24 protein-coding genes are annotated in these 23,788 nt (G+C 40.4%); 11 read left to right on the top strand and 13 right to left on the bottom strand.

What is annotated here, in order from left to right:
• Nucleotides 1–105 precede the first annotated feature (105 nt).
• On the top strand, nt 106–1,185 hold the full coding sequence (namA, locus tag HWV58_RS03275) for an NADPH dehydrogenase NamA (RefSeq protein WP_175632729.1): 1,080 nt from the start codon (nt 106–108) through the stop codon (nt 1,183–1,185).
• A 295-nt stretch (nt 1,186–1,480) separates the two neighbouring features.
• Here namA and HWV58_RS03280 read toward each other — a convergent pair whose 3' ends face one another.
• Nucleotides 1,481–3,799 carry a TonB-dependent receptor gene (locus HWV58_RS03280; protein ID WP_175632730.1) on the bottom strand — a complete coding sequence of 773 codons (2,319 nt, stop codon included), beginning with the start codon at nt 3,797–3,799 and terminating at the stop codon, nt 1,481–1,483.
• A gap of 123 nt (nt 3,800–3,922) precedes the next feature.
• Nucleotides 3,923–4,255 (bottom strand): hypothetical protein, encoded by a 333-nt coding sequence (locus tag HWV58_RS03285; protein WP_175632731.1) that lies wholly within the window; start codon nt 4,253–4,255, stop codon nt 3,923–3,925.
• Between the two features lie 149 nt (nt 4,256–4,404).
• Here HWV58_RS03285 and HWV58_RS03290 point away from each other — a divergent pair, with 149 nt between their 5' ends.
• The 5 genes from HWV58_RS03290 to HWV58_RS03310 all read left to right on the top strand — a co-directional run bounded on the left by HWV58_RS03290 (nt 4,405) and on the right by HWV58_RS03310 (nt 7,639).
• Complete coding sequence (locus HWV58_RS03290) at nt 4,405–4,833, top strand: hypothetical protein (RefSeq protein WP_175632732.1); 429 nt, start codon at nt 4,405–4,407, stop codon at nt 4,831–4,833.
• Entirely contained in the window at nt 4,833–5,405 is a 573-nt protein-coding gene (locus tag HWV58_RS03295) for a TlpA family protein disulfide reductase (protein ID WP_175632733.1), read from the top strand. Before HWV58_RS03290 ends, HWV58_RS03295 begins: the two co-directional genes overlap by 1 nt.
• Nucleotides 5,406–5,500: 95 nt before the next feature.
• The gene (locus HWV58_RS03300; protein WP_175632734.1) at nt 5,501–6,004 is read left to right on the top strand and encodes a GNAT family N-acetyltransferase; all 504 of its coding nucleotides are present in this window, start codon (nt 5,501–5,503) and stop codon (nt 6,002–6,004) included.
• Entirely contained in the window at nt 6,005–6,502 is a 498-nt protein-coding gene (locus tag HWV58_RS03305) for a MarR family winged helix-turn-helix transcriptional regulator (protein ID WP_175632735.1), read from the top strand. It begins immediately after the preceding gene.
• Between the two features lie 78 nt (nt 6,503–6,580).
• The gene (locus tag HWV58_RS03310; RefSeq protein ID WP_175632736.1) at nt 6,581–7,639 is read left to right on the top strand and encodes a nucleoid-associated protein; all 1,059 of its coding nucleotides are present in this window, start codon (nt 6,581–6,583) and stop codon (nt 7,637–7,639) included.
• 169 nt (nt 7,640–7,808) lie between these two features.
• Here the strand turns inward: HWV58_RS03310 and HWV58_RS03315 are convergent, their stop codons facing one another.
• The 6 genes from HWV58_RS03315 to HWV58_RS03340 all read right to left on the bottom strand — a co-directional run bounded on the left by HWV58_RS03315 (nt 7,809) and on the right by HWV58_RS03340 (nt 14,039).
• Complete coding sequence (locus HWV58_RS03315) at nt 7,809–9,155, bottom strand: DUF58 domain-containing protein (protein ID WP_175632737.1); 1,347 nt, start codon at nt 9,153–9,155, stop codon at nt 7,809–7,811.
• A 164-nt stretch (nt 9,156–9,319) separates the two neighbouring features.
• Nucleotides 9,320–10,297, bottom strand: coding sequence for an AAA family ATPase (locus HWV58_RS03320; protein ID WP_175632738.1), 978 nt, complete (start codon nt 10,295–10,297; stop codon nt 9,320–9,322).
• Nucleotides 10,278–11,468, bottom strand: a complete 1,191-nt coding sequence (locus HWV58_RS03325) for a DUF4350 domain-containing protein (RefSeq protein ID WP_175632739.1) — start codon at nt 11,466–11,468, stop codon at nt 10,278–10,280. Before HWV58_RS03325 ends, HWV58_RS03320 begins: the two co-directional genes overlap by 20 nt.
• Nucleotides 11,465–12,196, bottom strand: coding sequence for a DUF4129 domain-containing protein (locus HWV58_RS03330; RefSeq protein ID WP_175632740.1), 732 nt, complete (start codon nt 12,194–12,196; stop codon nt 11,465–11,467). The genes HWV58_RS03325 and HWV58_RS03330 overlap by 4 nt, the downstream gene beginning before the upstream one ends.
• 3 nt (nt 12,197–12,199) lie before the next feature.
• Complete coding sequence (locus HWV58_RS03335) at nt 12,200–13,084, bottom strand: hypothetical protein (protein ID WP_175632741.1); 885 nt, start codon at nt 13,082–13,084, stop codon at nt 12,200–12,202.
• Between the two features lies 1 nt (nt 13,085).
• Nucleotides 13,086–14,039 carry a stage II sporulation protein M gene (locus tag HWV58_RS03340; protein ID WP_175632742.1) on the bottom strand — a complete coding sequence of 318 codons (954 nt, stop codon included), beginning with the start codon at nt 14,037–14,039 and terminating at the stop codon, nt 13,086–13,088.
• Nucleotides 14,040–14,192: 153 nt separating this feature from the next.
• On the opposite strand from HWV58_RS03340, the gene HWV58_RS03345 reads away from it, so the two are divergent.
• Nucleotides 14,193–14,933, top strand: a complete 741-nt coding sequence (locus HWV58_RS03345; protein WP_175632743.1) for an RDD family protein — start codon at nt 14,193–14,195, stop codon at nt 14,931–14,933.
• Between the two features lie 8 nt (nt 14,934–14,941).
• On the opposite strand, the gene HWV58_RS03350 is transcribed toward HWV58_RS03345, so the two are convergent.
• The 5 genes from HWV58_RS03350 to HWV58_RS03370 form a co-directional block, all read right to left on the bottom strand.
• Nucleotides 14,942–15,268, bottom strand: a complete 327-nt coding sequence (locus HWV58_RS03350) for a DUF2752 domain-containing protein (protein ID WP_175632744.1) — start codon at nt 15,266–15,268, stop codon at nt 14,942–14,944.
• A 6-nt stretch (nt 15,269–15,274) separates the two neighbouring features.
• Nucleotides 15,275–15,763, bottom strand: a complete 489-nt coding sequence (locus HWV58_RS03355) for a DUF5684 domain-containing protein (protein ID WP_175632745.1) — start codon at nt 15,761–15,763, stop codon at nt 15,275–15,277.
• A gap of 88 nt (nt 15,764–15,851) precedes the next feature.
• Nucleotides 15,852–16,574, bottom strand: a complete 723-nt coding sequence (locus HWV58_RS03360) for an SGNH/GDSL hydrolase family protein (RefSeq protein ID WP_175632746.1) — start codon at nt 16,572–16,574, stop codon at nt 15,852–15,854.
• A gap of 65 nt (nt 16,575–16,639) precedes the next feature.
• Nucleotides 16,640–17,368 (bottom strand): lipoyl(octanoyl) transferase LipB, encoded by a 729-nt coding sequence (gene lipB / locus HWV58_RS03365; protein ID WP_175632747.1) that lies wholly within the window; start codon nt 17,366–17,368, stop codon nt 16,640–16,642.
• Nucleotides 17,369–17,380: 12 nt separating this feature from the next.
• Nucleotides 17,381–18,028, bottom strand: a complete 648-nt coding sequence (locus tag HWV58_RS03370) for a 4'-phosphopantetheinyl transferase family protein (RefSeq protein ID WP_175632748.1) — start codon at nt 18,026–18,028, stop codon at nt 17,381–17,383.
• Between the two features lie 71 nt (nt 18,029–18,099).
• Here HWV58_RS03370 and dcd point away from each other — a divergent pair, with 71 nt between their 5' ends.
• From dcd to HWV58_RS03390, 4 genes are all read left to right on the top strand, one after another.
• The gene (gene dcd / locus HWV58_RS03375; RefSeq protein ID WP_175632749.1) at nt 18,100–18,636 is read left to right on the top strand and encodes a dCTP deaminase; all 537 of its coding nucleotides are present in this window, start codon (nt 18,100–18,102) and stop codon (nt 18,634–18,636) included.
• A 312-nt stretch (nt 18,637–18,948) separates the two neighbouring features.
• A complete protein-coding gene (locus HWV58_RS03380) occupies nt 18,949–21,639 on the top strand; it encodes a carboxypeptidase-like regulatory domain-containing protein (protein ID WP_235972639.1) in 2,691 nt (896 codons plus the stop codon).
• Nucleotides 21,640–21,807: 168 nt separating this feature from the next.
• Entirely contained in the window at nt 21,808–22,569 is a 762-nt protein-coding gene (locus HWV58_RS03385; RefSeq protein WP_175632750.1) for an enoyl-CoA hydratase/isomerase family protein, read from the top strand.
• A 308-nt stretch (nt 22,570–22,877) separates the two neighbouring features.
• The gene (locus tag HWV58_RS03390) at nt 22,878–23,732 is read left to right on the top strand and encodes an SDR family oxidoreductase (protein ID WP_235972640.1); all 855 of its coding nucleotides are present in this window, start codon (nt 22,878–22,880) and stop codon (nt 23,730–23,732) included.
• The last annotated feature ends 56 nt before the right edge of the window (nt 23,733–23,788 follow it).

Genomic DNA, 23,788 nt, shown 5'->3' on the forward strand with positions numbered 1-23,788 from the left:
TATGTTTGTCGAAAACACAATGTAATCTAACAGCAAAGAAATAATTAATGGCTTGGCGATTCTTCGCGAAAGCTTTGCGCACTTTGCGGTTAACAATTTAAAACTATGTCGAAATTATTTTCTCCCTTTAAAATAAAGGATGTAACCTTAAAAAATAGAATTGTTATTTCTCCAATGTGCCAGTACTCTGCTGTTGATGGTTTTGCTAATGATTGGCACCTGGTACACCTGGGGAGTCGGGCAGTAGGCGGTGCCGGATTAATTATCCAGGAGGCTTCTGCCGTAACTGCCGATGGCCGGATTACCCATGCAGACTTGGGGATCTGGAAAGATGAACACATCGAAAAATTAAAACAGATCGTTTCCTTTATTCACGATAACGGAGCCATTGCTGGTATTCAATTGGCACATGCCGGCAGAAAAGCCAGTTGCGAACTACCCTGGAATGGTGGCGAGCAAATTGCCGAAGGCGAAAATAGCTGGCAACCTGTTGCACCATCGCCCATTTCTTTTAAACCAGGCCAGGTGGTGCCACACGAGCTGAGCATTAAAGAAATCCAGGATATTGTTTTTGCTTTCAGGGCCGCTGCAAAACGCGTATTGGCTGCAGGTTATAAAGTTGTAGAAATACATGCTGCACATGGCTATTTGTTACACGAATTTTTTAGTCCGTTAAGTAATAAACGCAGCGATGTATATGGTGGAAGCTTTGAAAACAGGATTCGTTTGGTGATTGATGTAGTAGAGGCCGTACAATCGGTTTGGCCGGCAGAGTTACCTTTATTTGTACGGATTTCGGCTACCGACTGGACCGAAGGTGGCTGGAATGAAAACGATTCGCTGCAACTGACAGCAGTTTTAAAAGACCGTGGGGTAGATTTGATCGATGTTTCTTCTGGTGGGAATGTACCCGATGCCTTTATTCCGGCCGGACCAAATTATCAGGTTCCCTTTGCCGATAAAATCCGCAATGAAATTGGCATTTACACTGGCGCAGTAGGGGTGATTGTAGATGCACATCAGGCAGAAGAAATTTTGCAGGAAGAAAAGGCTGACTTAATCTTTATTGCCCGCGAATCGTTGCGCGATGCTTATTTCCCTACACATGCAGCACAGGTGCTTGGCGATGATGTTGAATGGCCGAACCAGTACGTAAGGGCAAAAAGAGAAACGTTAAAGAAATAGTTTGATTATTAAGATTTTGAGAGGTTTAAAATAAACAGGAGGATGTCTCAAAAATATAGAATTGCTATTCTTAGGAATAATTTATTGCATAAATCAATTAAGTGACAGCTCATCCAAGGTCGTCATTTCGAGCGGAGTGCAAGGTAGCCGAGAAATCTGCTTAAAGATCTCTCCATTTCGCTGCGCTTCAGTCGAGATGACGATTCTTCTATCGGGTCTGTCAATGATAGCTTGTCGAAGGACCTGTCGAAATGCTTTTGAAAGCCCTTCGACAGGCTCAACGTGACAAATTTTATTATTTAGCTACAGTAAAAGGGATGTAAAGCCCGAAAGTAATATTCCTTCCAGGGTTGTAAACGCCAAGATTAAGGTTTTGCGAATCGATACGTCCTGGTTTTAACCTGCTTAATGCATCGTAATATTTATGATCTAACAGGTTGTTTGCAGAAACAGATAATTTAACGGGTTGTTTGCCCAGATTAAAGGTTGCACCAATACCTGCATTTAACAACGTATAGCCACTGGTTGGTGTTTCGAAAACATCATCAACACGCGTTTGTTTAAAAGCCGAATTAATACCAACTGATAAATATGCATCATTTGTACCTTTTAGTTTAGGTTCAAAACGCAATTCGTTACGCAATGTTCCGGCCGGCGTAAATGCAAGCGGCCTGTTTAAGGTGTTGTTTTGCGCGTGCACATAACCAAAAGTATTTTCGAAGTGGATAAAGGGAACCGGATGTATGGTTAGGCTGGCTTCGGTACCAAAAAGGTTGGCATTTACCTGACCATAACGGTATACCGGATAATCGTCGCCTTCGGCTGTAATTCGCTCTCCGTTAGTTGATGCATAAATAAAGTTGTGGATGTAATTGTTGTAAATACTTACACTGGCACTCACAATTTTGCCTTCATACTCTAAAGCGGCATCAACCTGGTAACTGCGCTCGGGGTTTAAATTTGGGTTACCAATTTCATACCTGAAAGTTCCTTCATGCACGCCATTCGAAGCCAGTTCGGCCGGGTTAGGTGCACGGAAAGCCGATCCTGCATTTGCTTTAAAATTCAATTCGTCGTTAAACTGGTGCGTAAAACCTAAGGCACCGCTAACGTTCGAAAATTTATTCTGGAAAGGTGCAAATTGCTCCTCGCCATCTACAAACAATTGTTTTCCGTTATTTTTTCTGTAATCGTAACGGGCACCAATGCTAAAGGTGCTGTTCTCCCAGTTTTTCTTGGCATAAGCAAAAACACCAATACCATATGTGTTATAATCCGGGATCAAAAACTCATCATTTGCTTTGTTTTCACTGTGACCGGCATCTGCACTTACTCCAAATACCGGTTGCCATCCATTGGTTTCGTGGATATAATATTTCAAATCGGCATTGTAAGTTTTAAGGTCGAAGAATAATGATGGATCTGGTCCTTCTTCCAGTTCGCGGCGCTGGTTTTGCTGAAAACCAAAATCAGCCTTTAAATTGCCGTTGCCAATAATAAAATTGTTGTTTAAGGCTACTTTAAAGTGCCTGATATCCTGACGTGGGTAATCTAAAGTACGGCTTTTGTAATCATCGTTGGTAAAAGCACCCCCGTCTTCTTTAACAAAATTTCCGTTGTCATCTAAAGCGGGCTCGTAAAAACCAATGTTGTTGCGGAAATTCGAAACGTTTAAGTGTGTATAGCCCCAGCTTTTGTTTAAACCCACCATTCCGCTTAAATCGGTTTCGTTAAAGCCCGAATTAGGGAAATATCCGGTAGGTGTTTTAAAGGAATATGCGTTTTTATAAGTACCCCTTGCTCTCCAAACAAATCCGTTTTCGTTACCGTTTAACATTAACGAGTTTGCAGTAAGACCGTTATTGGTTGAGTAATTGGTTATAAACTCTCCTTTAACCTGACCTTCGGGTGCAGTACTTGGCTCCAATAAATTAATTACACCACCAAGCGCATCAGAACCATACATTAAAGAGGCTGCACCACGTAAAATCTCCACACGGTCTGATTTGAACTGGTCGATTTCAATGCCATGTTCATCGCCCCATTGCTGACCTTGTTGTTTAATTCCGTCATCTAAAGTTACAATACGGTTGTAACCTAAACCTCTGATTACCGGTTTAGAAATAGAAGGACCGGTTGTAATCTGCGAAACACCAGGAACCTTAGCTAAGGCATCAATTAAATTGTTAGCCGGTTGCAAAAGCTGATCCTTACCCACCACAGCCGATGAGGCACTGTTTCTTTTACTGGTACTACTGATCAAGCTTCCGGTAATTACAATTTCTTTGGTTTCGATAGCGGTAGGCTGTAGCGAAAACTGCAGGCCTGCACCGGTAGAAAGGTTAACCATTTGTGTGGCCGTTTTGTAGCCTACATAATGAACCTCAACCAGATAAGTACCTTTTGTAGGAAGGTTTTTAAGTGTAAAAGCACCATCGTTGTTGGTTACCGCTGTAACCTTTAAATCGGGTATAAAAATAGTAGCACCCGGTAATGTTTGTTTGGTACTGGCATCAATAACCTGACCTGTTATATCTTTTAATGCCGTGGCAAATGCTGTATTGCCCAATAATGTATATAGAATTACCAAGCCAATTAGCTGTAATTTTTTCATGAGAATGTGTTGTAAATAAGAAGGATAGAAAAACCGAAAACATAGCACAAAAGCTGGCTAATGTTTAGTCTTTCGTATAAATAATTTAATAAGCGCACGCAAATGGTGCAGGGGAGTAAAAAATCAGGCTAGGGGTGGTCCGCGTAAGCTTGTGCGCTTTACTTCGGTAAAGGCATTTTTTAAGGTAGGCTCTGTAGGGTTAAAAATCTTGGCGCACAAAAAGATCCTGTAAATATGATGTGCAGATACATAGTTTTTTTCAAAACTTGCATTACAGATTAGACAGGTATCGCCATGCGCCTGAAGGTGACTAACGTGTTTACAGCTCACCTCTTTTTCTACAACCGGAATAGGCGTATGACTGTGGAGTACGCTCCATGGTGTTAAAGCAATAGCAAAAACAACCAGCATAAATGCCGATAAATATTTTTTGATATTTTTCCTGTGCTTTTTCAACGCTCCAAAAGTAGCAATTCCTGAGCAATTATATATATTTGAAAAGTAACATTGCTTTGATGCGGGTATAATCTGAAATTTTAGCAATCGTTTAAGATAACGCATTGAGCTACAGTCTCCATAAATTAACGCAAATCGAAATTAACAACATGTCTATATTCGAATGGTTTTTTGAACGCGATAATCCCGGGCCTACAGGTACGGTGGAAACGTATCACCATAAATTACACTGGCCACGCATCTGGATTATCATTGCAGGCACTGCCGCTTTAATGGCATTATTGTATTTTATCTATAGTGTGCCTTTTAATCGTTTGGAAAGTTTTATTTTGAGGGATGCTTGCCTGGCAACATTTTTTACATTGGCTTACCTTGTGCTATCCTTTTACGTTTATATTAAGCCCGATTACGACAATATGGGCTACCTCGGTTTTATCGATAATCCGTTTAAATACACCGATGATGTTAACCGGTTTATGATGTTTTTCCAGTTATTATTAATGCCCGGTAAAATTATTGCTATACCAATTGTAAACATGTTTTCGTTATTTATTAACAGGAAAGAACTAAACCAATAATGGCTTTTATAAAGAAAAATCTCATTAATGCATTATTCATAGCTTTGCTATTGGCCATAATATTGGTACCCGATGCCAAAGCTTTTTTAATTAAAGGTTTGATGGAGATTGGCTTTTACAAACCAAAAATTGAAGCTCCCACAGCGCCTGGCATGAGCCTGAGTGGCATCCTTTTTAAAGATGCAAAAGGTAATGTGGTTGATTTGGGCGATTTAAAAGGTAAAGTAATTTTCCTTAATTTTTGGGCCACCTGGTGCCCGCCCTGCCGTGCCGAAATGCCATCCATTAATAAATTGTACAAACAGTTTAAAGACGATAAAAATGTGGTCTTCATTTTTGCAGATGCTGATGGCGACCTTGGTAAATCTACCCGCTTTATGGCCGACCGTAAATATGAACTACCCGTTTACAAGGTAGAAAGCGATGTTCCTGAACAGATATTTGCTGGCTCACTACCTACAACCATTGTTTTCGATAAACAAGGCCTGCTTTCTTTGCACCATGAAGGTGCTGCCGATTATGCGGATAAAAAAATCGTTGATTTCCTGAATAAACTTAGCCGTTCAAACTAATCAGGCTTTGCCCGGTTAAATTCTGATGATAAGATGATACTTGTATTTTGGATATATGTAGTTGACTACATATATTTGAAGCAAATTATTATACTATGCAAAATGAACTTAAAATAGAGCGGTTAAAAAATCAAAATTGTGAACAGGTTATTGGCTTAATTTTACCCATTCAGCAGATCGAGTTTAATGTGGATATTGATTTGGCGGCACAGCCTGATTTGTTAGATATTGAAACGAATTATGATGCTACAGGTGGAGCCTTTTGGGGAGCCTGGCTGGATGGTGAGCTTATTGGTACCATTGCTTTAATTGCGGTACCCGAACACCATTCGGGAGCAATTAGAAAAATGTTTGTGAAAAAAGAATTCCGTGGTAAAGCATTGGGGCTGGCGCAGGCCTTGTTAGAAACCCTCATTGCTTATAGCCTGGAGCACAACCTGAAAGAATTATACTTAGGCACTAAAGATATTTTACAGGCCGCATGCCGTTTTTACGAGCGCAATGGATTTGCACAAGTTGACATGGAAAAGCTACCTTCGTATTTCCCACGTATGGCTGTTGATAATGTTTTCTATAGCCTGGATTTAAAACCTGCTTAAATGGAACAAAATGTAATTGATACTTCGGGCTTATTGGCTATTTCTACCCGGTTACAGCGCTTGAGTGATCAAATCCGTAAGGATGGCTTATTAATTTATAAAGCCTTTGGCATCGATTTTCAGCCCAAATGGTTTCCGGTTTTATACACTTTATATAAAAAATCGACCATGACTGTGGTAATGCTCTCAGAAGAAATCGGTTATGCACACCCATCTACCATTAGTTTATTAAAAGAGCTGGAGAAAGAAAAACTCATCCGCTCCAAAAAAGATAAAACAGATACCCGCAAACGCCTGGTAGAGCTTACGGAAAAAGGGCAAACGTTGCTCTCAACTATGGAGCCGGTGTGGGAAGTTATTATTAAAGCTACAGCCGAAATTACCAATACGCAAAATAACCTGATGGCGGCCATAAACGAAGTAGAGGCTGGCTTAAAGGAAAAAAGCTTTTTACAGCGGGCAGAAGTTTATATGAAAAACGGTAGAAAGAACCATTAAATGAATGATGGATTGAATGGGAGATGAGTGCGTGAATTTTGAACGAGGTTAATCAATCATTTTGTTATTTTTGCCGCTATGATTTCATTTTTCGAAGCTTCACTGAAGCAACTTTCCATCCATCATACAGGCAACAAACTGCTTGAAGAATATTACAAGCTTTCTGATGCACCCTTAAAAATTGAGGATGAGGTGTTGGGCAATCTGTTGATGCAGTATTTTCTAAAGCCTTTCGAAAAGGTAAATGAGGTTTATCATTTTTACCATCCTAACGATAACCTGGAATTAAACGAAGTATTCCACTTTGTGCACGAAATTTTCGAAAACAATGAACTTTTTCATGAAGATTCGCAGCAGCTGGCAAAACATTTATATGATGTAGCCAATCACCCCAAAATTAAATCGGGCGAGTTATATGTGGCTTATTTTGAAAAGGTGCAGATTGAAGGTGAGCAGCTGGATGTAGTGGGAATATTTAAATCGGAGAACAAAGATACCTACCTGAAAGTTTACCCTGAACTGGATGGCTTTAATGTAAGTTATGAGCAGGAAGCCATTAGCATTAATAAACTGGATAAAGGTTGTTTGATTTTTAATGTTGAACGCGAACAGGGCTACAAAGTGGTGGTATTGGACCAGTCGAAAAGCAGCAACGACTCTGCCGTGTACTGGAAAGATGAATTTTTGAAGCTGAAAATCCGTAACGATAGCTATAACCAAACCAATAATGTTTTGGGCGTATATAAAAACTTTGTAACCCAAAAGCTGGATGATGATTACGAAATCAGTAAGGCAGATAAAATTGATTTGTTAAACCGCTCGATGAAATATTTCAAGGAAAAAGAAACTTTTGACATTGAAGAATTCGGGAATGAGGTAATTGGTAATGCCGAAGGGATTGAGTCGTTTAAAAATTATAAGAAAAATTACGAAGAAGAGTACGAAAGCCCCATTGCCGATCATTTTGAAATTGCCGAATCGGCTGTGAAAAAACAGGCCCGTGCCTACAAAAGTGTATTAAAACTTGATAAAAACTTCCACATCTATATTCATGGCAATAAAGACATGATTGAAAAAGGTTACGATGACGACAAATCAATGAACTTTTACAAGGTGTATTTCAGGGAAGAGGAGTAATTTTAGTTATGAGTCTGTAGTCTTTAGTGGGAGTCGTCTAGCGATAGCCAGGTTCATGCTATCGGTTTGTGTCTCCACAGACCGAAATATTGTGATTTTAAGGATCATTGCTAATTTTTAGTTCTGAGTCCGTAGTCTTGAGCTCAGATTTAAGGATCTGAACCCAAGACTAAATCCTCTGCTGTGCTTTTAATGCCAGGTATTGGTTAATTACGTTTACCGTTAATTTTTGTGGTGGGGTAAGGATGGCTAAGATCCCGTGAGTATTCAGTTCTTTAACCATGAGTTTTTTCTCGTAGATAAACTTTTCCGCAATGGTTTTATGGTAAATGCCTTCAACATCTTTGGCTGGTTCGCTGCTTAAGGCCTTTAATTCGGTATTTTCAAAAAACACGACCACCAGTAAGTGATATTTAGAAATCCGCTTTAAATAGGGGAGTTGCCTTTGTAAGGCCGATAAGCTTTCGAAATTGGTGAAAAATACCAATAACCCGCGCTGTTTTACCACCGAACGTACAGTTGCGTATAAAGCTTCGAGATTACTTTCTAGATACCTGGTTTTTTCTTTGTAGAGCACGTTCATAATGGTGCCTAGCTGCGCCGATTTCCGGTCGGCAGGCACAACAGCACCAATACTTTCTGATACAGTAATTAACCCCGCCTTATCTTCTTTAAGCATGGCCACTTTAGCCAGGGCAACAGTAGCATTGATGGCATAATCGAGCAGGCTTAAACCCTCAAAAGGCATTTTCATTACGCGCGATTTATCTATAATGCAGTAAATATTCTGCGATCGCTCATCGGTGTAGGTATTCACCATCAGACTGCTTTTCCGTGCTGTAGCTTTCCAGTTAATGGTGCGGATGTCATCGCCACCAACATAGTTTTTAATCTGATCGAATTCGCTGCTATGGCCAACCTTTCTGATCTTTTTAATACCGAAAGCTGTTAAGTGATGCGAAATAGCCATGAGTTCGTACTGTCCCAGATTAATAAAAGAGGGGTAAACAGGTAAAACTTTGGCACCATCAAAATTGTACCTGCGACTGATTAGACCCAGCGGCGAACTAATATATGCTCTGATAAAACCAAAATTATATTCACCACGCTTGGTTGGCCGCAAATTATAGTGGATCGATTTAATCTCAGCCGGTTTAATATGCAATCTGAAATCTTTATCCCGCAGTTGAAACTGAAAAGGAACTTCGTCAATTACCCTTGCGTTTACACCAAAACCATAACGGTTTCTGATTTCTATCTGTATCGGATTTTCGTCGCCATTACTTAACCGTTTCGAGGTAAATCTTTTGGCTTCAATACCCTCGTTTACGCGGTAGAGGATAAAAACATCAATCAAAAAGAGTATCAGCAATACGCCTGTGGCTATCTCGGGTATGTCGCCCAGCCAGGCGAAAAAGAATTTCAGCAAAAAAAGCACAACACAAAACCCAAGGGCCGTAAAAAGGCGGTCGGTTAGGAATAAATTGATGTAATATTGCTGAAAGAATTTTTTCAAGGTTGTTTAATCGGTTAATTATTGAAACTGGTTAATTTCTGAAGAGGTTGAATTGTTTTATTGCTAAATTGTTGGTATTTGGTTAACTGTTCAAACTGGTTAATCGGTTAATTGCTCTTGAAAATTACCAACTTTGAACCGCAAACTGATAACTGCAAAGCTGACTACCTCGGTACTTCAATTTTTTTAATAATCTGGTTTACAATATCGCTGGTGGTTAAACCTTCCATTTCTTTTTCGGGCGATAACAATATGCGGTGTGCCAATACCGGTCCTGCAACGGCTATAATATCATCTGGAGTTACAAAATCTCGGTCCTGAATAGCAGCAAAGGCTTTGGCGCTATGTACAATTGCCAGCGATGCGCGTGGCGAAGCGCCCAGGTAAAGCGATGGACTATTGCGTGTTTCGTGCACAATTTTGGCAATAAACTCCAGTAATTTAGGCTCAACAAATAAATTGCGGATAATAGCCCTGGCCTCCTGGATCTGCGCTACAGATAGTACGGGCTTCACATCGTTTAGTAAAGTTTTATTTACCAGTGTGTGCTGTGCCGTTAATATGGCGGTTTCCTCTTCTAGCGAAGGATACTTTACTTCTATTTTGAAGAGAAAACGGTCTAGCTGTGCCTCCGGTAAGCGGTAGGTACCTTCCTGTTCAATCGGGTTTTGAGTAGCCAGCACCATAAAAGGCTCATCCATTAAATAAGTTTCGCTATCAATGGTTACCTGGCGTTCTTCCATTACCTCGAACAAAGCAGATTGGGTTTTGGCAGGGGCACGGTTAATCTCATCAACCAGGATAATATTACCGAAAATAGGCCCTTTCCTGAATTCGAAATCGCCGGTTTTGGTATTGAAAATGGGTGTACCCAAAACATCAGAAGGCATTAAATCGGGCGTGAACTGTACCCGCGAAAATTGCGCAGCGATTGATTTGGCCAGTAATTTGGCGCTAAGTGTTTTGGCCACGCCGGGTACACCTTCTATTAAAATATGTCCATCGGCAAGCAAACCGACAATTAAGAAATCAATAACCTGTTTTTGTCCGATAATGATATTTCCAAGTACGTTTCTGATCTGGTTTACCGCTTCATTTAATGCGCTTAAATCTGTACGTGGGTTAAACTGTTCTTGTTCCATTGCTATGCGTATATTTATAAAACTGTTCTATGCTTTCATTTAAGCCAATCAAATCGTTGTCGCTTAAATAGTTTATTTGGGGTATCTGAATAAAATACCGGGTTAATGTTTTAGCCAAAGCCTCATTGATACCGGTTTTATCAATTAATAACTGCGTAAAGTCCTGATCAATTTCTGTTGTTTTAATGAAATACCTGCTGCGGAGGTACTCCATAAAATAATTGATTTTTTTCAGTGCGATATCATGGTTATTGCGCTCCTGGTAATATACACTGCCAACTACATAGGTAAATGCCAGCGACGAATTTGTGTTTGGATCGGCCAGTGGGATAATCCTTTGCCTGCGTTTAACTTCAAAAAGCACAAAAATGAGCAGGCTGAAGATAGCCAGGTAATAAGCAAATTTTAGTTCGGGATGCTTAAAAAACACCCTTAAAATATCAGTTGATGTGTTTTTTTGCCCTGTAAAATACTCATCGAAAATGAGGGTTTTATTGCCTTGTAAATAACTCAGCGTTTTGGCCGCATATTCGGCACCATACTTATTAAGCAGGTTAAAATTGGTATAAAAACCAGGCTCGGCAATTAGATACAGAAAACCTTTACCATAAGGATAACGGATAAAATTTGGCTTACCGTTGCCGTTTACGCCCAAAACGGTTGCTTTGGTAGAATCGGTTTGGCTAAAAAACTGCGCACCAATACCTCTTTCGAAACCATAGCTCGCATCTGTTTTGAAGTTGGGGTTCGTAAAGTTTAGTGTATTGCCTGCGGCATTTAAGGAAGTGCCTGTTTTTAACTTCAGTTCCTTTTCCATTTTGCCAAAATCATAACTGGCAATAAAAACATCATTGCCGGTTTGCATGTATTTAATGAGTTCGGCTAAATCGTACTTGCTGATGTCTACCTGCTGGGCTACAATTAAATAAGCTGTTTTGTTAAAATGCTTCGATTTTAGCGTATTGTAAACGGCCAGCTGCGAGGTTTTAACAGCGGCGTTGGGTAAAATGTCTTTTATCTGGTTGAATAAAATATAGGTACCATAGGGTATTTTATCCTTTGCTGCATAGGTTGGTGCCCAATTGGTTGGGGTAGGTTTGTTGTATTGTGCAACCAGATAAGCCACAATTAAAATGCAGCCGATTATTAAATATGCTTTATATCCTTTCATCTAATCTGGCTGTTAAAGTGATTAAATGATTGGTTAATCGGTTCGAACCGTGTAGCATCGATCGGGAAATCGCCATACCAGATATAATCGAACTGAAGGGTAAGTTTACCAAAATCGTTTTTCAGCGTTGGCTCACGCAGCTCGGTTAAATAATGATAATTTGTTTTTTCGGGTTGCCACTGGATCAGTTCGGCATCGCTCAGTTTTTTTAAAGCCCTTAAATACAAAAGCCTTACTGCCAGGCGGAATTTTCCTTCCGCAATTAAACGCTGCAATTCCTGCTCATAGTCAATTTCGTGGATGTTCTCGGTCAAAACATCGTAAGGCAGGATAGTTTCTTTGGATTTCCGGCTGAATATATTTTCCGAACCGATTAACTTAAGCACAATGAGTATCACCACGCTAACACCCAGGCCAATAAAGATATACCGCGAAATGGGATTAGCCGCTGCACCCTGAAATAAATCGCCTACCATGCGCCAAAACTCCAGCCAAAACCTGTCCCACAGCGAGAGTTGTTGCTGACCAATTTCATCGTACTGAAATTCTTTTTGTGCTTTATATTTGCTTATCGCTTCTTTGTCGAATTTTGCCGGTGTAACGTTGCTATTGGTATCAATGCGCACAATCGTATTACCAGGTTTAGGTTTTACAGCCTGAGCATTGCTTATTACCGGAGTAAAGAACAAGAGGAATATGAGAATGTTTCTGATTAAAGCGCGGTGCATCTGCTAATATTCTTCTGGTCTGGTATCAATTGGTTTTTCGTTGTTGCCAAAATTCGAAATGCGTTCCATTAAACCTGTATTTTCCTTTTGCTCAACCAAGCTGAAATAAACCAGTGCAATGGTAATAACCGGGATAATGGTAAATACCTGGCAAAGCGATTGAAGTACTGTAGTTATCATCATTAGGGTTACATTCATCCGTGGGGTTTTGCTCGAAAACATGGTTACCATATTGAGCAGGCTGGTTGGCAGTACAATCATACTCATACAGGCTGAAACAATAATCCACACCACAAGCAATGTACCAAAGGTTACCCAGAAATTATCTTTAATAATTTTGAAGCTCCTGCTAAAAGAATAACCCAGCGATCCGTTTTCTAATACCATAATCGGGAACATCATGGCCACAAAAGGTGCAAGCCAAAAACCTGGTACCAGGCAGAATATAAACGCAACCACAAGCATTAAAATGAGTAATATGGAGCTACCGAAAACCCGGAAGAAGTAGTATTTAAAATAACCCCAAACTTCATCAGTAGTAGGTGGTTGGTTGCCCTTGCGTACATATAGCGCTATATAAGAAAGTACAGCAACCGTCATACTCGAATAACTGGCCATAGAGAACAGTAACGATAAAAAATATTCAATACCATAAATAGATCCGATACCCAAGCCTTTTCCATATCTGTTACCAATACCTGTATTTATTATATTAACCGTTTTATATTGTTGCATCAGCATAGTGGCCATGCTGGCCAAAACAAACAGCCCGCAAAAAGTAAAGTAGGTTTTAATTAGCGGCTTAAAATTTTGTCGTATAAAGGTGAAGGAGTCGTTAATAACCTGTCCGAAATCTCTTCTTTTCTTAAATTCTAATTGGTTTACCATTTTAATTACTTTCGGGTTGTTGGAGCTTAATTTTAGCGGGATAAATGAATACGTACCAGACGATAAAGGCTGCCGATGATAACAGGATGCAGGCACTTAATACAAGCGGCATTTCGGTATGGCGGGTAACAAAACTTTCGAAAAAAGCAGCTACAATAAAGATGGGGATCAAACCGATTACGATTTTTAAACCATCTTTTGCTCCTCTCCAAACCGATACCTTGCGCGAATAGGTTTTGGGGAACAATAAGCTGTTACCTAAAATAATACCGGCAGCACCTGCCAGCACAATGGCCGATATTTCGAGCGTTCCATGAATCCAGATTACCATTACAGATTGAAAACCGAGGCCTTTGCTGAAAAAGAAGTATTGAAAAGAGCCGAGCATCACCCCGTTGCGGAAAATAGAAACAATAGCGCCGAAAGAAAAAAGGATGCCTAAAACAAAGGTATAGAGGGCAACGTAAATGTTATTGATGCCGATCTGAAAGAACATCATAAACTCGTTCTGTTGCTTATATACGCCAAAAGGATCGCCTTTGGCAATGTTCTCGTTGGTCATATTTACGTAGCCATCGCCCATAATCAGGCGTACAAAAGTATCGTCGTATTTTGCTGATAGGGCACCAATGGCACAAGAGATGATAAAAAATGCAAATGCATACCAAATCTGTTTTTTATACTGAAAGAATACCAGTGGAAGCTCAGTTTTCCAGAACTGGATAAACCGGTTAGTTTTCTCCTTTTTGTTTTTGTAAACCGACTGATGTAATTTGGAAGCCAGCCCGTTTAAATAGGCTGTTGTTTTCGAGTTGGGGTAAAATGTTTTGGCATAAGCCAGGTCGTTGGTAATTTCGATAAACTGGTTGGCCACCTCATCAGGATTGGCCTGTTGCATGGAATCGTAATGTTGCCACTTCTCCGAATGCTGTTTAACAAATAATGCTTCTCTCATGTTAAGGCGTTACCAAATCTTGGGTTAAAATAGTTAATTTTTTATGTATAAAGAATCAATAAGGTAAAATGACAGCAAAATATGAGAAATGTTTAGTTAAAAAATTAGCAGTTGATATACAGCGATTATCCTTAAAAAAAATTATGTTTGAATATGGATAGTATCAAAATTAGCACTGCTCAAAATATCGATATCTCTTATGAAATTGCCGGCCTGGGCGAGCGCATCGCAGCCAGATGCATAGATTTGGGCATTTTTCTGGTATTGGGGATAATTGCGCTGATTTTGATGGGGGCCAGCGAGGCAACCATGTCGGGTGGCGGAAAGATTATCTTTATTGTATTCCTCGCTATTTTTGTTTTTTACGATTTGGTTTGTGAGCTCATTATGGATGGGCAAAGTTTAGGGAAGAAGGTGCTTAAAATAAAAGTGATTAGCCTTGACGGCGGACAGCCAACCCTGAGCCAGTATATTTTAAGGTGGCTTTTCAGGACAATTGATTTCGGTATTCCCTTAGGCTGGGGTGTAGTAGCGCTGATATCGGTAATCGTAACCAAAAACCACCAGCGTTTAGGTGATATCTTAGGCAAAACAACTTTGATTAAAACAAATCCAAGAACACAGTTTACCAACATGGCCTTTAGCTTTAGCCTGCCCGAAACCTACGAAGCCCAGTTTAAAGATGTACTCCATTTAAATGACCGCGAGATCGAACTCATTCACGAAGTGTTAACAAGCTATTACCAAACAGGCAATGCCGAGCTGATTTATACCATGGCCGCTAAAACAAAAGCCCACATTGTGGTAAGCATTCCGGCGGGTATGAATGAGTTACAATTTTTAGAAACGGTACTTAAAGATTATAAACACCTAACCTCAATGGTGAATGTTTAAATTCGGTACTAGTGCAACAACATTTTGTACAGGTAAGAAAGCATTACAAAGTTGCCAACAACAATGATCAGTATTCTTAGAATCAGAGATTGGTTTTTAATGGGGAACTTATAAAACAAGCCTGCTGCAATAAATAAGATCAGTAAAGGAATAGTTGGCGGATAGAGCAGCCAGCTTTTGGATAGATCGCCTTGAATTAGTGCAATAAAAGAACGTTGAAACCCACACCCGGGGCAATCTATACCGGTTAAAGCTTTAAATGGGCAGGAGATTAAATGATTTTGCAGCCAATCAACCAGGTTGATTAAGCTGCAAAATATAAAAAGGATAAACATAATCGCTTATACTACCGGTGGTGGTGTATCGCTTGGTTTATCTTGATTTCCGAAAGGATTATTAAAAGGGTTGTTTGGATTGTTGAATGGATTGTTTCCAAAACCACCATTTTGAGCCTCAGCAGCTGATGGGCCTAAATAAGTAGCCGATCCAAAACCTAAAATTGGCCAGAAAATGTATGGGAAGATAATAAGGCCTGCGGTAAAGCCTTCAGATTTACCAAAACTTTTAGCTACCAGGTTGTAAAGCCAGATGGCAAATACAAAATTTACACAAGGGATAATCAACCATAAAATCCAGATCATTGGTTTACCAACAATTTCTAGTAAAATGATTAAATTATAGATGGGAATAATTGCAGCCCAGCCTGGTTTACCGGCTTTTTCGAACACTTTCCACATGCCAACAATCATAACTACGATTATTGCCAAATAAAGAATTACAGCTCCTGCACCAATTCCGGCTAGTACACCACTTGATTCATACTCATTCATAATTTTAAATGTTTTTAAAGGTTATTAATTTAAATAGTTAAACTAATGTAATTTTTTTAATTTAAAAACAGATAAACAGGGAGTTAAATTATTTCAACACAGTGGCCACCTTTGTTAATAACGCATCGGCCCATTGGCCATACATTTTGCCGCTGGGGTGTAAGCCATCACTTGCAATCAATGCATTATCGGTTGCTGCATTTCTCGATGCCTGCGTAATGTTGGTATAGTTTACACCAGCTGCAACCGTGATTTCCTGGTTTGCAGCATTAAAACTATCTATTTCAGCAGCAATAGCCTTGGTATCTCTTCCAGAGTTTTTGCCAAAAGGTGTAACACCCCAATCGGGTATAGAAACCACAAAAACTTTCTGCTTATCGCCACCTGCAAAAGCAATGGCCTTTTGTAACAATTCTGCGAACTCTTGGCGGTAAGTGCTAAGGGGATAGCCGCGGTACTGGTTGTTTACACCAATGAGCAGCGTAACAAAATCGTAAGTTCCGCTTAAGTTTTCTTTTTTAATACCAGCCTGTAGTTCATCGGTAGTCCAGCCGGTTACCGCAATAATTTTAGGATTGGCCACCCTGATATTTTTGCCTTTTAGTAAGTTTTGCAGTTGATAGGGGAAAGATTCCTCTTGCTTAACTGCTTCGCCAATTGTGTATGAATCGCCCAGCGCCAGATAGCTAAAAGTGCTTCCTCCGGTAATGGGATTTGTAATAGGATTATCCGTATTTGCAGGCATGTTTTCGTGCTTAGTACAGCCCGAAGTTAATAAAGAAAATAAAATGGCGCTTAATAAAATCTTCATACCTTAATTTACGAAGTAAATCCGGCATTAGTTTTATTCGGCTGCTGTAATATGTTTTACGGCAACTAAACCAGTTTCATTTTAAACAGGCTGGCAATATGATTTTTTAGCTTTGTTTTCACTTCTTCCATGTCGAGCTTACGGCCAAGTTCATGCTGTAAAGAAGTAACTGCTTTATCGTCTATTCCGCAGGGTACAATGTTTTTGAAATAATCGAGGTCTACATTTACATTAAAAGCAAAACCGTGCATGGTTACCCAGCGACTGCAGCGAACGCCCATGGCACAAATTTTCCGGGCTTTTTCGTTATCTGCATCCAGCCACACACCGGTGTAGCCCGGATAACGGCCGGCCTCGATACCATAATCTTTCAAAGTTAAAATTACAGCTTCTTCGAGAGTGCGCAGGTAAAGATGGATATCGGTGAAAAAATTGTCGAGATCCAATATCGGGTAACCTACAATCTGCCCCGGACCATGATAGGTAATGTCACCTCCACGGTTAATTTTATAATAAGTAGCCTGTTTATCTTTTAAGCCCTGCTCATCAAGCAAGAGGTTTTCGGGGTGACCGCTTTTGCCCAGGGTATAAACATGTGGGTGTTCGCAAAAAATCAGGTGGTTGGGGGTAGTCGTGTGCGTGTTGTTTACGCGGTTGGCCGTTTTAATGGCAACCGTTTGGTTCAGCAGGTCTTCCTGTTTATCCCAGGCCTGCTGGTAGTCGGTTAAGCCCCAATCGGTAAAAACTGTTGGCATTAAATCTTTGGCAATTACTTTTTCTGCAGTCTCGTTCATCTCCATTTGTGTTTAATAATTGCCGGCTACGTAGCCCAGCATGTAGCCATCTTTGGTTTTAAAATAATTAACGGTTAGCTCGCGTGTACCTGTTGGCAACTCTACCAAGGCGTTTAAGGCACCTTCATTTTTTAATTTAAAAGGCTTAATGTGGATATGCTGCTTAAACTCCAGTCCTTTTTTGCCATGCCATTTGTAGATGGCTTCTTTAGCACACCAGGCAACATAAAGACCATCGGTATTATCGCCAATTTGCCTTTGTGCCAGCTCTACATCGCTCAAAAACTTGTGCTTGATGCTTTTTATCTTATGCTTAATCAGTTCAATATCAACCCCAACAGCATAATCTTTGCTAATCATTACCGCGGCGTAATCGTAAGAATGGCTTAACGAAATGTGGTAATCAAAATTAACCAGGTAAGGTTTACCATGCTCATCAAACTGGCAATCGATATACTCGGTGGTATTGAGCATAGTGCGGAGTAAAAGCCTGGTGCTGAGCCAGTGCAGCAACCTTTTGCCACTGTTTAACGATGAGATGATATCATGTTCGTGCTGTTTGAGTTGCAGCCCTGCCAACAATTCATCTTCTGTTTCTTCAATTTTCCAGATGGCTAAAACAGCATGTGCATCAATATTTTGGTTGTAAATTATTGGCATTGATTAAATTGGAGATTACATGCAAAATTATCTTAAATAAATGATAATTTAGGCCAAAAATACGCATAAAAATGATATTATCTGATAGCAGGATATTAGAAGAAATTGAGAAGGGTACCATCATCATTGAGCCTTTTAAACGCGATTGTTTAGGAACAAACTCTTATGATGTACATTTGGGGAAATATTTGGCTACCTATAAAAGCCGTGTGCTGGATGCCAAAGCCCATAATGAGATCGAACATTTTGAGATTCCGAAAGATGGTTATATCCTTCAGCCCGGAACGCTTTACCTTGGTGTTACTTTAGAGTATACCGAAACGCATGGTCACGTACCTTTTCTGGAAGGAAAAAGCAGTACAGGCCGTTTAGGGATCGATATTCATGCTACCGCAGGAAAAGGTGATGTAGGTTTCTGTAATACCTGGACATTGGAAATATCAGTTGCGCAACCCGTAAAGGTTTATGCAGGTATGCCCATTGGGCAGCTCATCTATTTTGTGGTAGAAGGCAATATCGGCACCATGTACAACACTAAAGGGAATGCTAAATACAACAATAAAACCACACGTCCGGTTGAAAGTATGATGTGGAAAAACAAATTTTAAATGATTTGGCACTGCACATAGCGGCAGGCTTTCATGACCCTCATGATTTGGTGCTGCATACTGCAGGGAGGTTTCATGACCCTCATGATTTGGCGCCGCATACTGCAGGAAGGTTTCATGACCCTCATAATTGTTTGCCGCACACTGCAGGAGCTTTTCATGAGTAAATACCACAATTAGTAAGATTGGTTAGATATACCAACCCTTCAATCTTAAACTAGAAATTTAGTATTATATTCAAATTTCATGTGTTCTTCATAAAAATATGCCTCAGGTTTTGTACCTTGAGGCATATTTATTTTACCTAACCACATGAAACCCAGAATTATTCTCGCCCTCAGTTTTGTATTGCTATTAATTGGCTTCACGGCATTTAAAATGGACGATGATCCTTTTAGCCAGCTGTTACAGAAGCTGGAAGATTATACCACGAAGTATCCTCAGGAAAAAGTACACCTGCATTTAGATAAACCTTATTATGCCATTGGCGATGATATCTGGTTTAAAGCCTATGTTGTAAATACCAAAACATCGGCTCCTTCCAGCATGAGCAAAATTTTATATGTAGAGCTCATTAACGAAAAAGATTCGCTTAAAAAACTGGTTAAACTCCCCTTAATGGGCGGCATTACCTGGGGCGATTTTAAACTCACCGATTCGCTGAGCGAAGGAAATTACCGGATCAGGGCCTACACCAATTACATGCGTAATTTCGGAACAGCATTCTTTTTCGATAAAACCATTAAAATTGGAAACAGTTGGGCCAATAAAGTATTTACCAAAACCACCTACAACTTTACTAAAGAGAACAACACCGATAAAGTAACAGCTACCATTCATTTCGAAGATAAAAACGGTATTGCCTACAGTGAAAATGAGGTGAGTTACGATGTTCAGCTCGATTACCGGAGTGTAGCCAAAGGCAAGGTAAAAACCAGTTTAACCGGCGATGCCGTAATCAGTTTTACCAGCAATCAGTCTTTTCAAAATAAATCAGGGAAAATTGTTGCCTCCATTACCCTCGATAATAAGCAAAAGGTAATCAAATCGATCCCGATTACCTCAACTTCGAATGATGTAGATGTACAGTTTATGCCCGAAGGTGGTACCCTGATTGAAGAATTACCTCAAAAAATTGCCATTAAAGCCGTTGACCCCAGTGGCAAAGGCGAAGATGTGCAGGGCGATATTGTAGATGAAACCGGAGCTACTGTAACCAGTTTTGCCACCAGCTACCTCGGCATGGGTAACTTCGTGTTCAACAGCCAGTCAGGTAGGGTTTACTCGGCAAAAGTTAAATTCAAAGATGGTTCTGAAAAAACATTCAAGCTTCCTTTGGCTGCTAAAAGTGGTTATGCCATTTCGTTAAATAATACCGATACCGCTAAAGTATCGCTAAAGATTATGGCCAGTACCGATTTGGTTAATGGCGATGAACTAAAAGTAGTTGCACAACATGGCGGCACAGTATATTACGTTTCGAAAGCCAAAATGGATAAACAGGTATTAATGGCCAACATTCCTAAAAAGAACCTACCGGCCGGGATTGTACAGTTTACCCTCTTTTCTGCAACCAACCAACCCGTTGCCGAGCGATTGGTTTTTGTAACCAACAAAGCCGATTTAATTGATGTATCGCTAAATATCGGCGATGTGGCCACTTCCAGAAAGGGGAAAGCCAGTTTTAGTTTCGATGCATCCAGTGAAGGTAAACCTGTATTGGGCAGTTTTTCTGTAGCAGTTACGAATGCAACCAAGGTAGCTCCAGATCCGGATAATGAAACCAATATCCTCACTTCGCTTTTACTTACCTCTGATTTGGTTGGTTATGTAGAAAAACCGAACCATTATTTTTTAAAGGATGATGTTCAAACACAAAGAGAACTCGACAACCTGATGCTTACCCAGGGTTGGAGACGGTTTACATGGAAAAATATCATCAATAATGTAGGCCCTAACATTACCTACCAGCCAGAGCAATCTATTACCATTAGTGGTACCGTAACCAAAGGCAACAAACCTGTGGCCGGTGGTAAAGTGATGCTGATGGCTACAAAAGGTACGCTATACATTTTAGATACCGTAACCAATGCCGAGGGTAAATTCGTTTTTGATAACCTGAGCTTTGGCGACAGCACTAAATTTGTAGTACAGGCCCGTACCAAAACCGAACGTAAATTTGTGGATATTAACCTCGATATAGTGCCCGGACAAATTGTAACCAAAAGTAAAAATGGAGCCGATATCGATATTAACGTAAACAATACTTTAATGAAATACATTAAAGAAAGCGATAATTATTTTAACGAAATGACCCGCCTGGGCTTGTTAGAACGTACCATTAAACTGGAGGAAGTAACTATTACCGAAAAGAAAAACCCGGCTAAAAATTCTTCGAACCTGAATGGGGCAGGAAGGGCCGATTTCGTGTTAACTGCCGATCAGCTCTCGACTTGCGTTACCCTTTCGCAGTGTTTACAGGGGCGCTTACCGGGAGTAATTTTCAGGGGAAATATTCCATACCTGATGCGCAGCCAAAATATACCTATTCAGCTGATTGTAGATGGTATGCGAATGGAGGCCGATTTTCTGGATAATGTAGTGCCATCAGATGTAGAATCGATAGAGCTGTTAAAAAGCATTGGTAACACAGCCATTTATGGTTCGCAAGGTGGGGGTGGTGTAATCATCATTACGACCAAACGTGGTGATGGAGGCAGAAGTTCCGATCGCTATGCGCCGGGCATAGTTACATTAAGTCCTAAAGGATTTACAGTTTCGAGGGAGTTCTACTCACCTAAATACGATGCAGCAAGTACCAGCAGCCGAGCCGATTTAAGGACAACCATTTACTGGAACCCACAAGTAGTTGCCGGGGCCGATGGCAAAGCTAAGTTTGAATTTTATAATGCCGATGAACCAGGAAATTACCGCGTAGTAATAGAAGGAATCGATGCGCTCGGTCATTTGGCAAGAAAAGTTTACACTTATGATGTGAAATAAAGAAAAATAGATAAATTTGAGTTGTTATGCAAGCATAGCTTGTGGTGGCGGTTTTGATAATTCTATCCTGATACAGTATCAATACTTTAGTCTTGATATTCCCATCTAGAATCTTGATACTCGTCATAGCTACTTTACTTGCTACTCAAAACCTGATACTATTTTACCATGAACACCATAAAAGTAAGCGTTAAAGATCGTTTAGCTACGATAACATTAGATAGAGGAAAATCGAACGCCTTAAACCGCGAACTGATTACCGAACTGGATGATATGCTAAAAAATATCGCTGCCGATGATAACATTGGTGGCGTTATTTTAACCGGTACAGCTCCTTTCTTTTCGGCTGGACTAGACCTTGTAGAGCTCTATAATTATGATGAAGCCGAGGCCAAATCTTTTTGGGAGCTGTTTTTAGGCTTTACCGCAAATCTGGTTTCCTTCAAAAAGCCAATGGTGGCTGCAATAAGCGGACATAGCCCTGCGGGTGGTTGCGTAATGGCATTAGCTTGCGATTATCGCGTGATGGCCGAAGGACAGTATATTATTGGTTTAAATGAAGTGCCGGTAGGTATTATTGTGCCTAACAGCATTTTTCAGTTGTATGCTTTCTGGATTGGCAAGGCCGAGGCAACCCGCAGCTTGCTTTCGGGTAAGTTGTATAATCCCGAAGAAGCGCTTAAAGTGGGTTTGGTAGATGAACTGGTACGGAACGAAAGCCTGCTCACTGCTGCCGAACGCAAGATTAAGAAATATATGGAGCTTGAAGGCAATACCTGGTCGCAGAGCAAACTTAACATTCGCGAAGAACTGATTGCTGCGGTAACCGCCGATCAATCGGCTACCTTAGCAAAAATGCTTGAACAATGGTGGTCGCCGGCAACACGACAAATTTTAAAAACCATTTTGGCTAGTCTGCAACGGAAGTAATTTAGGTTGGCAGTTTTCAGTTTACAATTGGCAGTGTGCAGTTGGTAGTTTGCAATAAACAGTTAACCAGTTAACCAGTTTCAACGATTAGCCAACTTGAGCAGTTAACCCGTTTAACACAACCCAACAATTTAGCAATAAAACAAGTTCAACGATAAATAGTTAACCAATAAACCAGTTTCAACGATTAACCAACTTGAACAGTTAACCAATTTAACAAAACCCAACAATTTAGCAATAAAACAAGCTCAACAATAAAAGAGTTAACCAATTAACCCACACAGCTTATGTTCAGTTATAATTCACCTATGCTTAGAGACGACGCTTTAAAAGGAAAAACCATTGTAATTACCGGTGGCGGTACCGGGCTTGGCAAAGCCATGGGCGTTTATTTCCTGAAATTAGGTGCCAATCTGGTAATCACCAGCCGTAAGCAGGATGTTTTGCAAAAAACAGCCGACGAAATGGAAGAGAAAACCGGAGGTAAAGTATTGGCAGTAGCTTGCGATGTAAGGGAGGTTGCACAGGTAGAAAATGTACTGACCAAAACACTCGAAAGATTTGGTTCAGTTGATGCACTGCTAAATAATGCGGCAGGTAACTTCATTTCACCAACCGAACGCCTGTCGGCCAATGCCTTTTCTTCCATTATCGATATTGTTTTAAAGGGAACGGTTAACTGCACGCTTACCTTTGGTAAACACTGGATTGCAGCAAAGCAGCCGGCTACGGTGCTAAATATCATTACAACTTATGCCTTTACCGGCTCGGCTTATGTGGTGCCATCGGCCTGTGCCAAGGGTGGGGTTTTGGCCTTAACCCGGTCCTTAGCAGTAGAGTGGGGTAAATATGGTATCCGTACCAATGCAATTGCCCCCGGACCATTCCCAACCAAAGGCGCCTGGGAGCGTTTATTGCCCGGCGACCTGGCCAAGAAATTCGATTTTAAAAACCGTGTGCCACTAAAAAGGGTAGGCGACCATCAGGAACTGGCCAATCTGGCTGCGTTTTTAGTGAGCGATTTCTCCGGTTATATTAATGGCGAAGTAATTACAATTGATGGAGGCGAATGGCTGCAGGGCGCTGGTCAGATGAATGGTTTAGAAGCAATCCCGAACGAAATGTGGGATATGCTGGAACAAATGACGAGAAGCGCTAAGTGAGGTAAGATGGATGATGTAGGATGGAAGATGTAATGATTACTATTAAGGAACAACCT

Origin of the sequence: Pedobacter ghigonis, from assembly GCF_903166585.1 — a bacterium.
In the GTDB taxonomy this organism is placed as follows: domain Bacteria; phylum Bacteroidota; class Bacteroidia; order Sphingobacteriales; family Sphingobacteriaceae; genus Pedobacter; species Pedobacter ghigonis.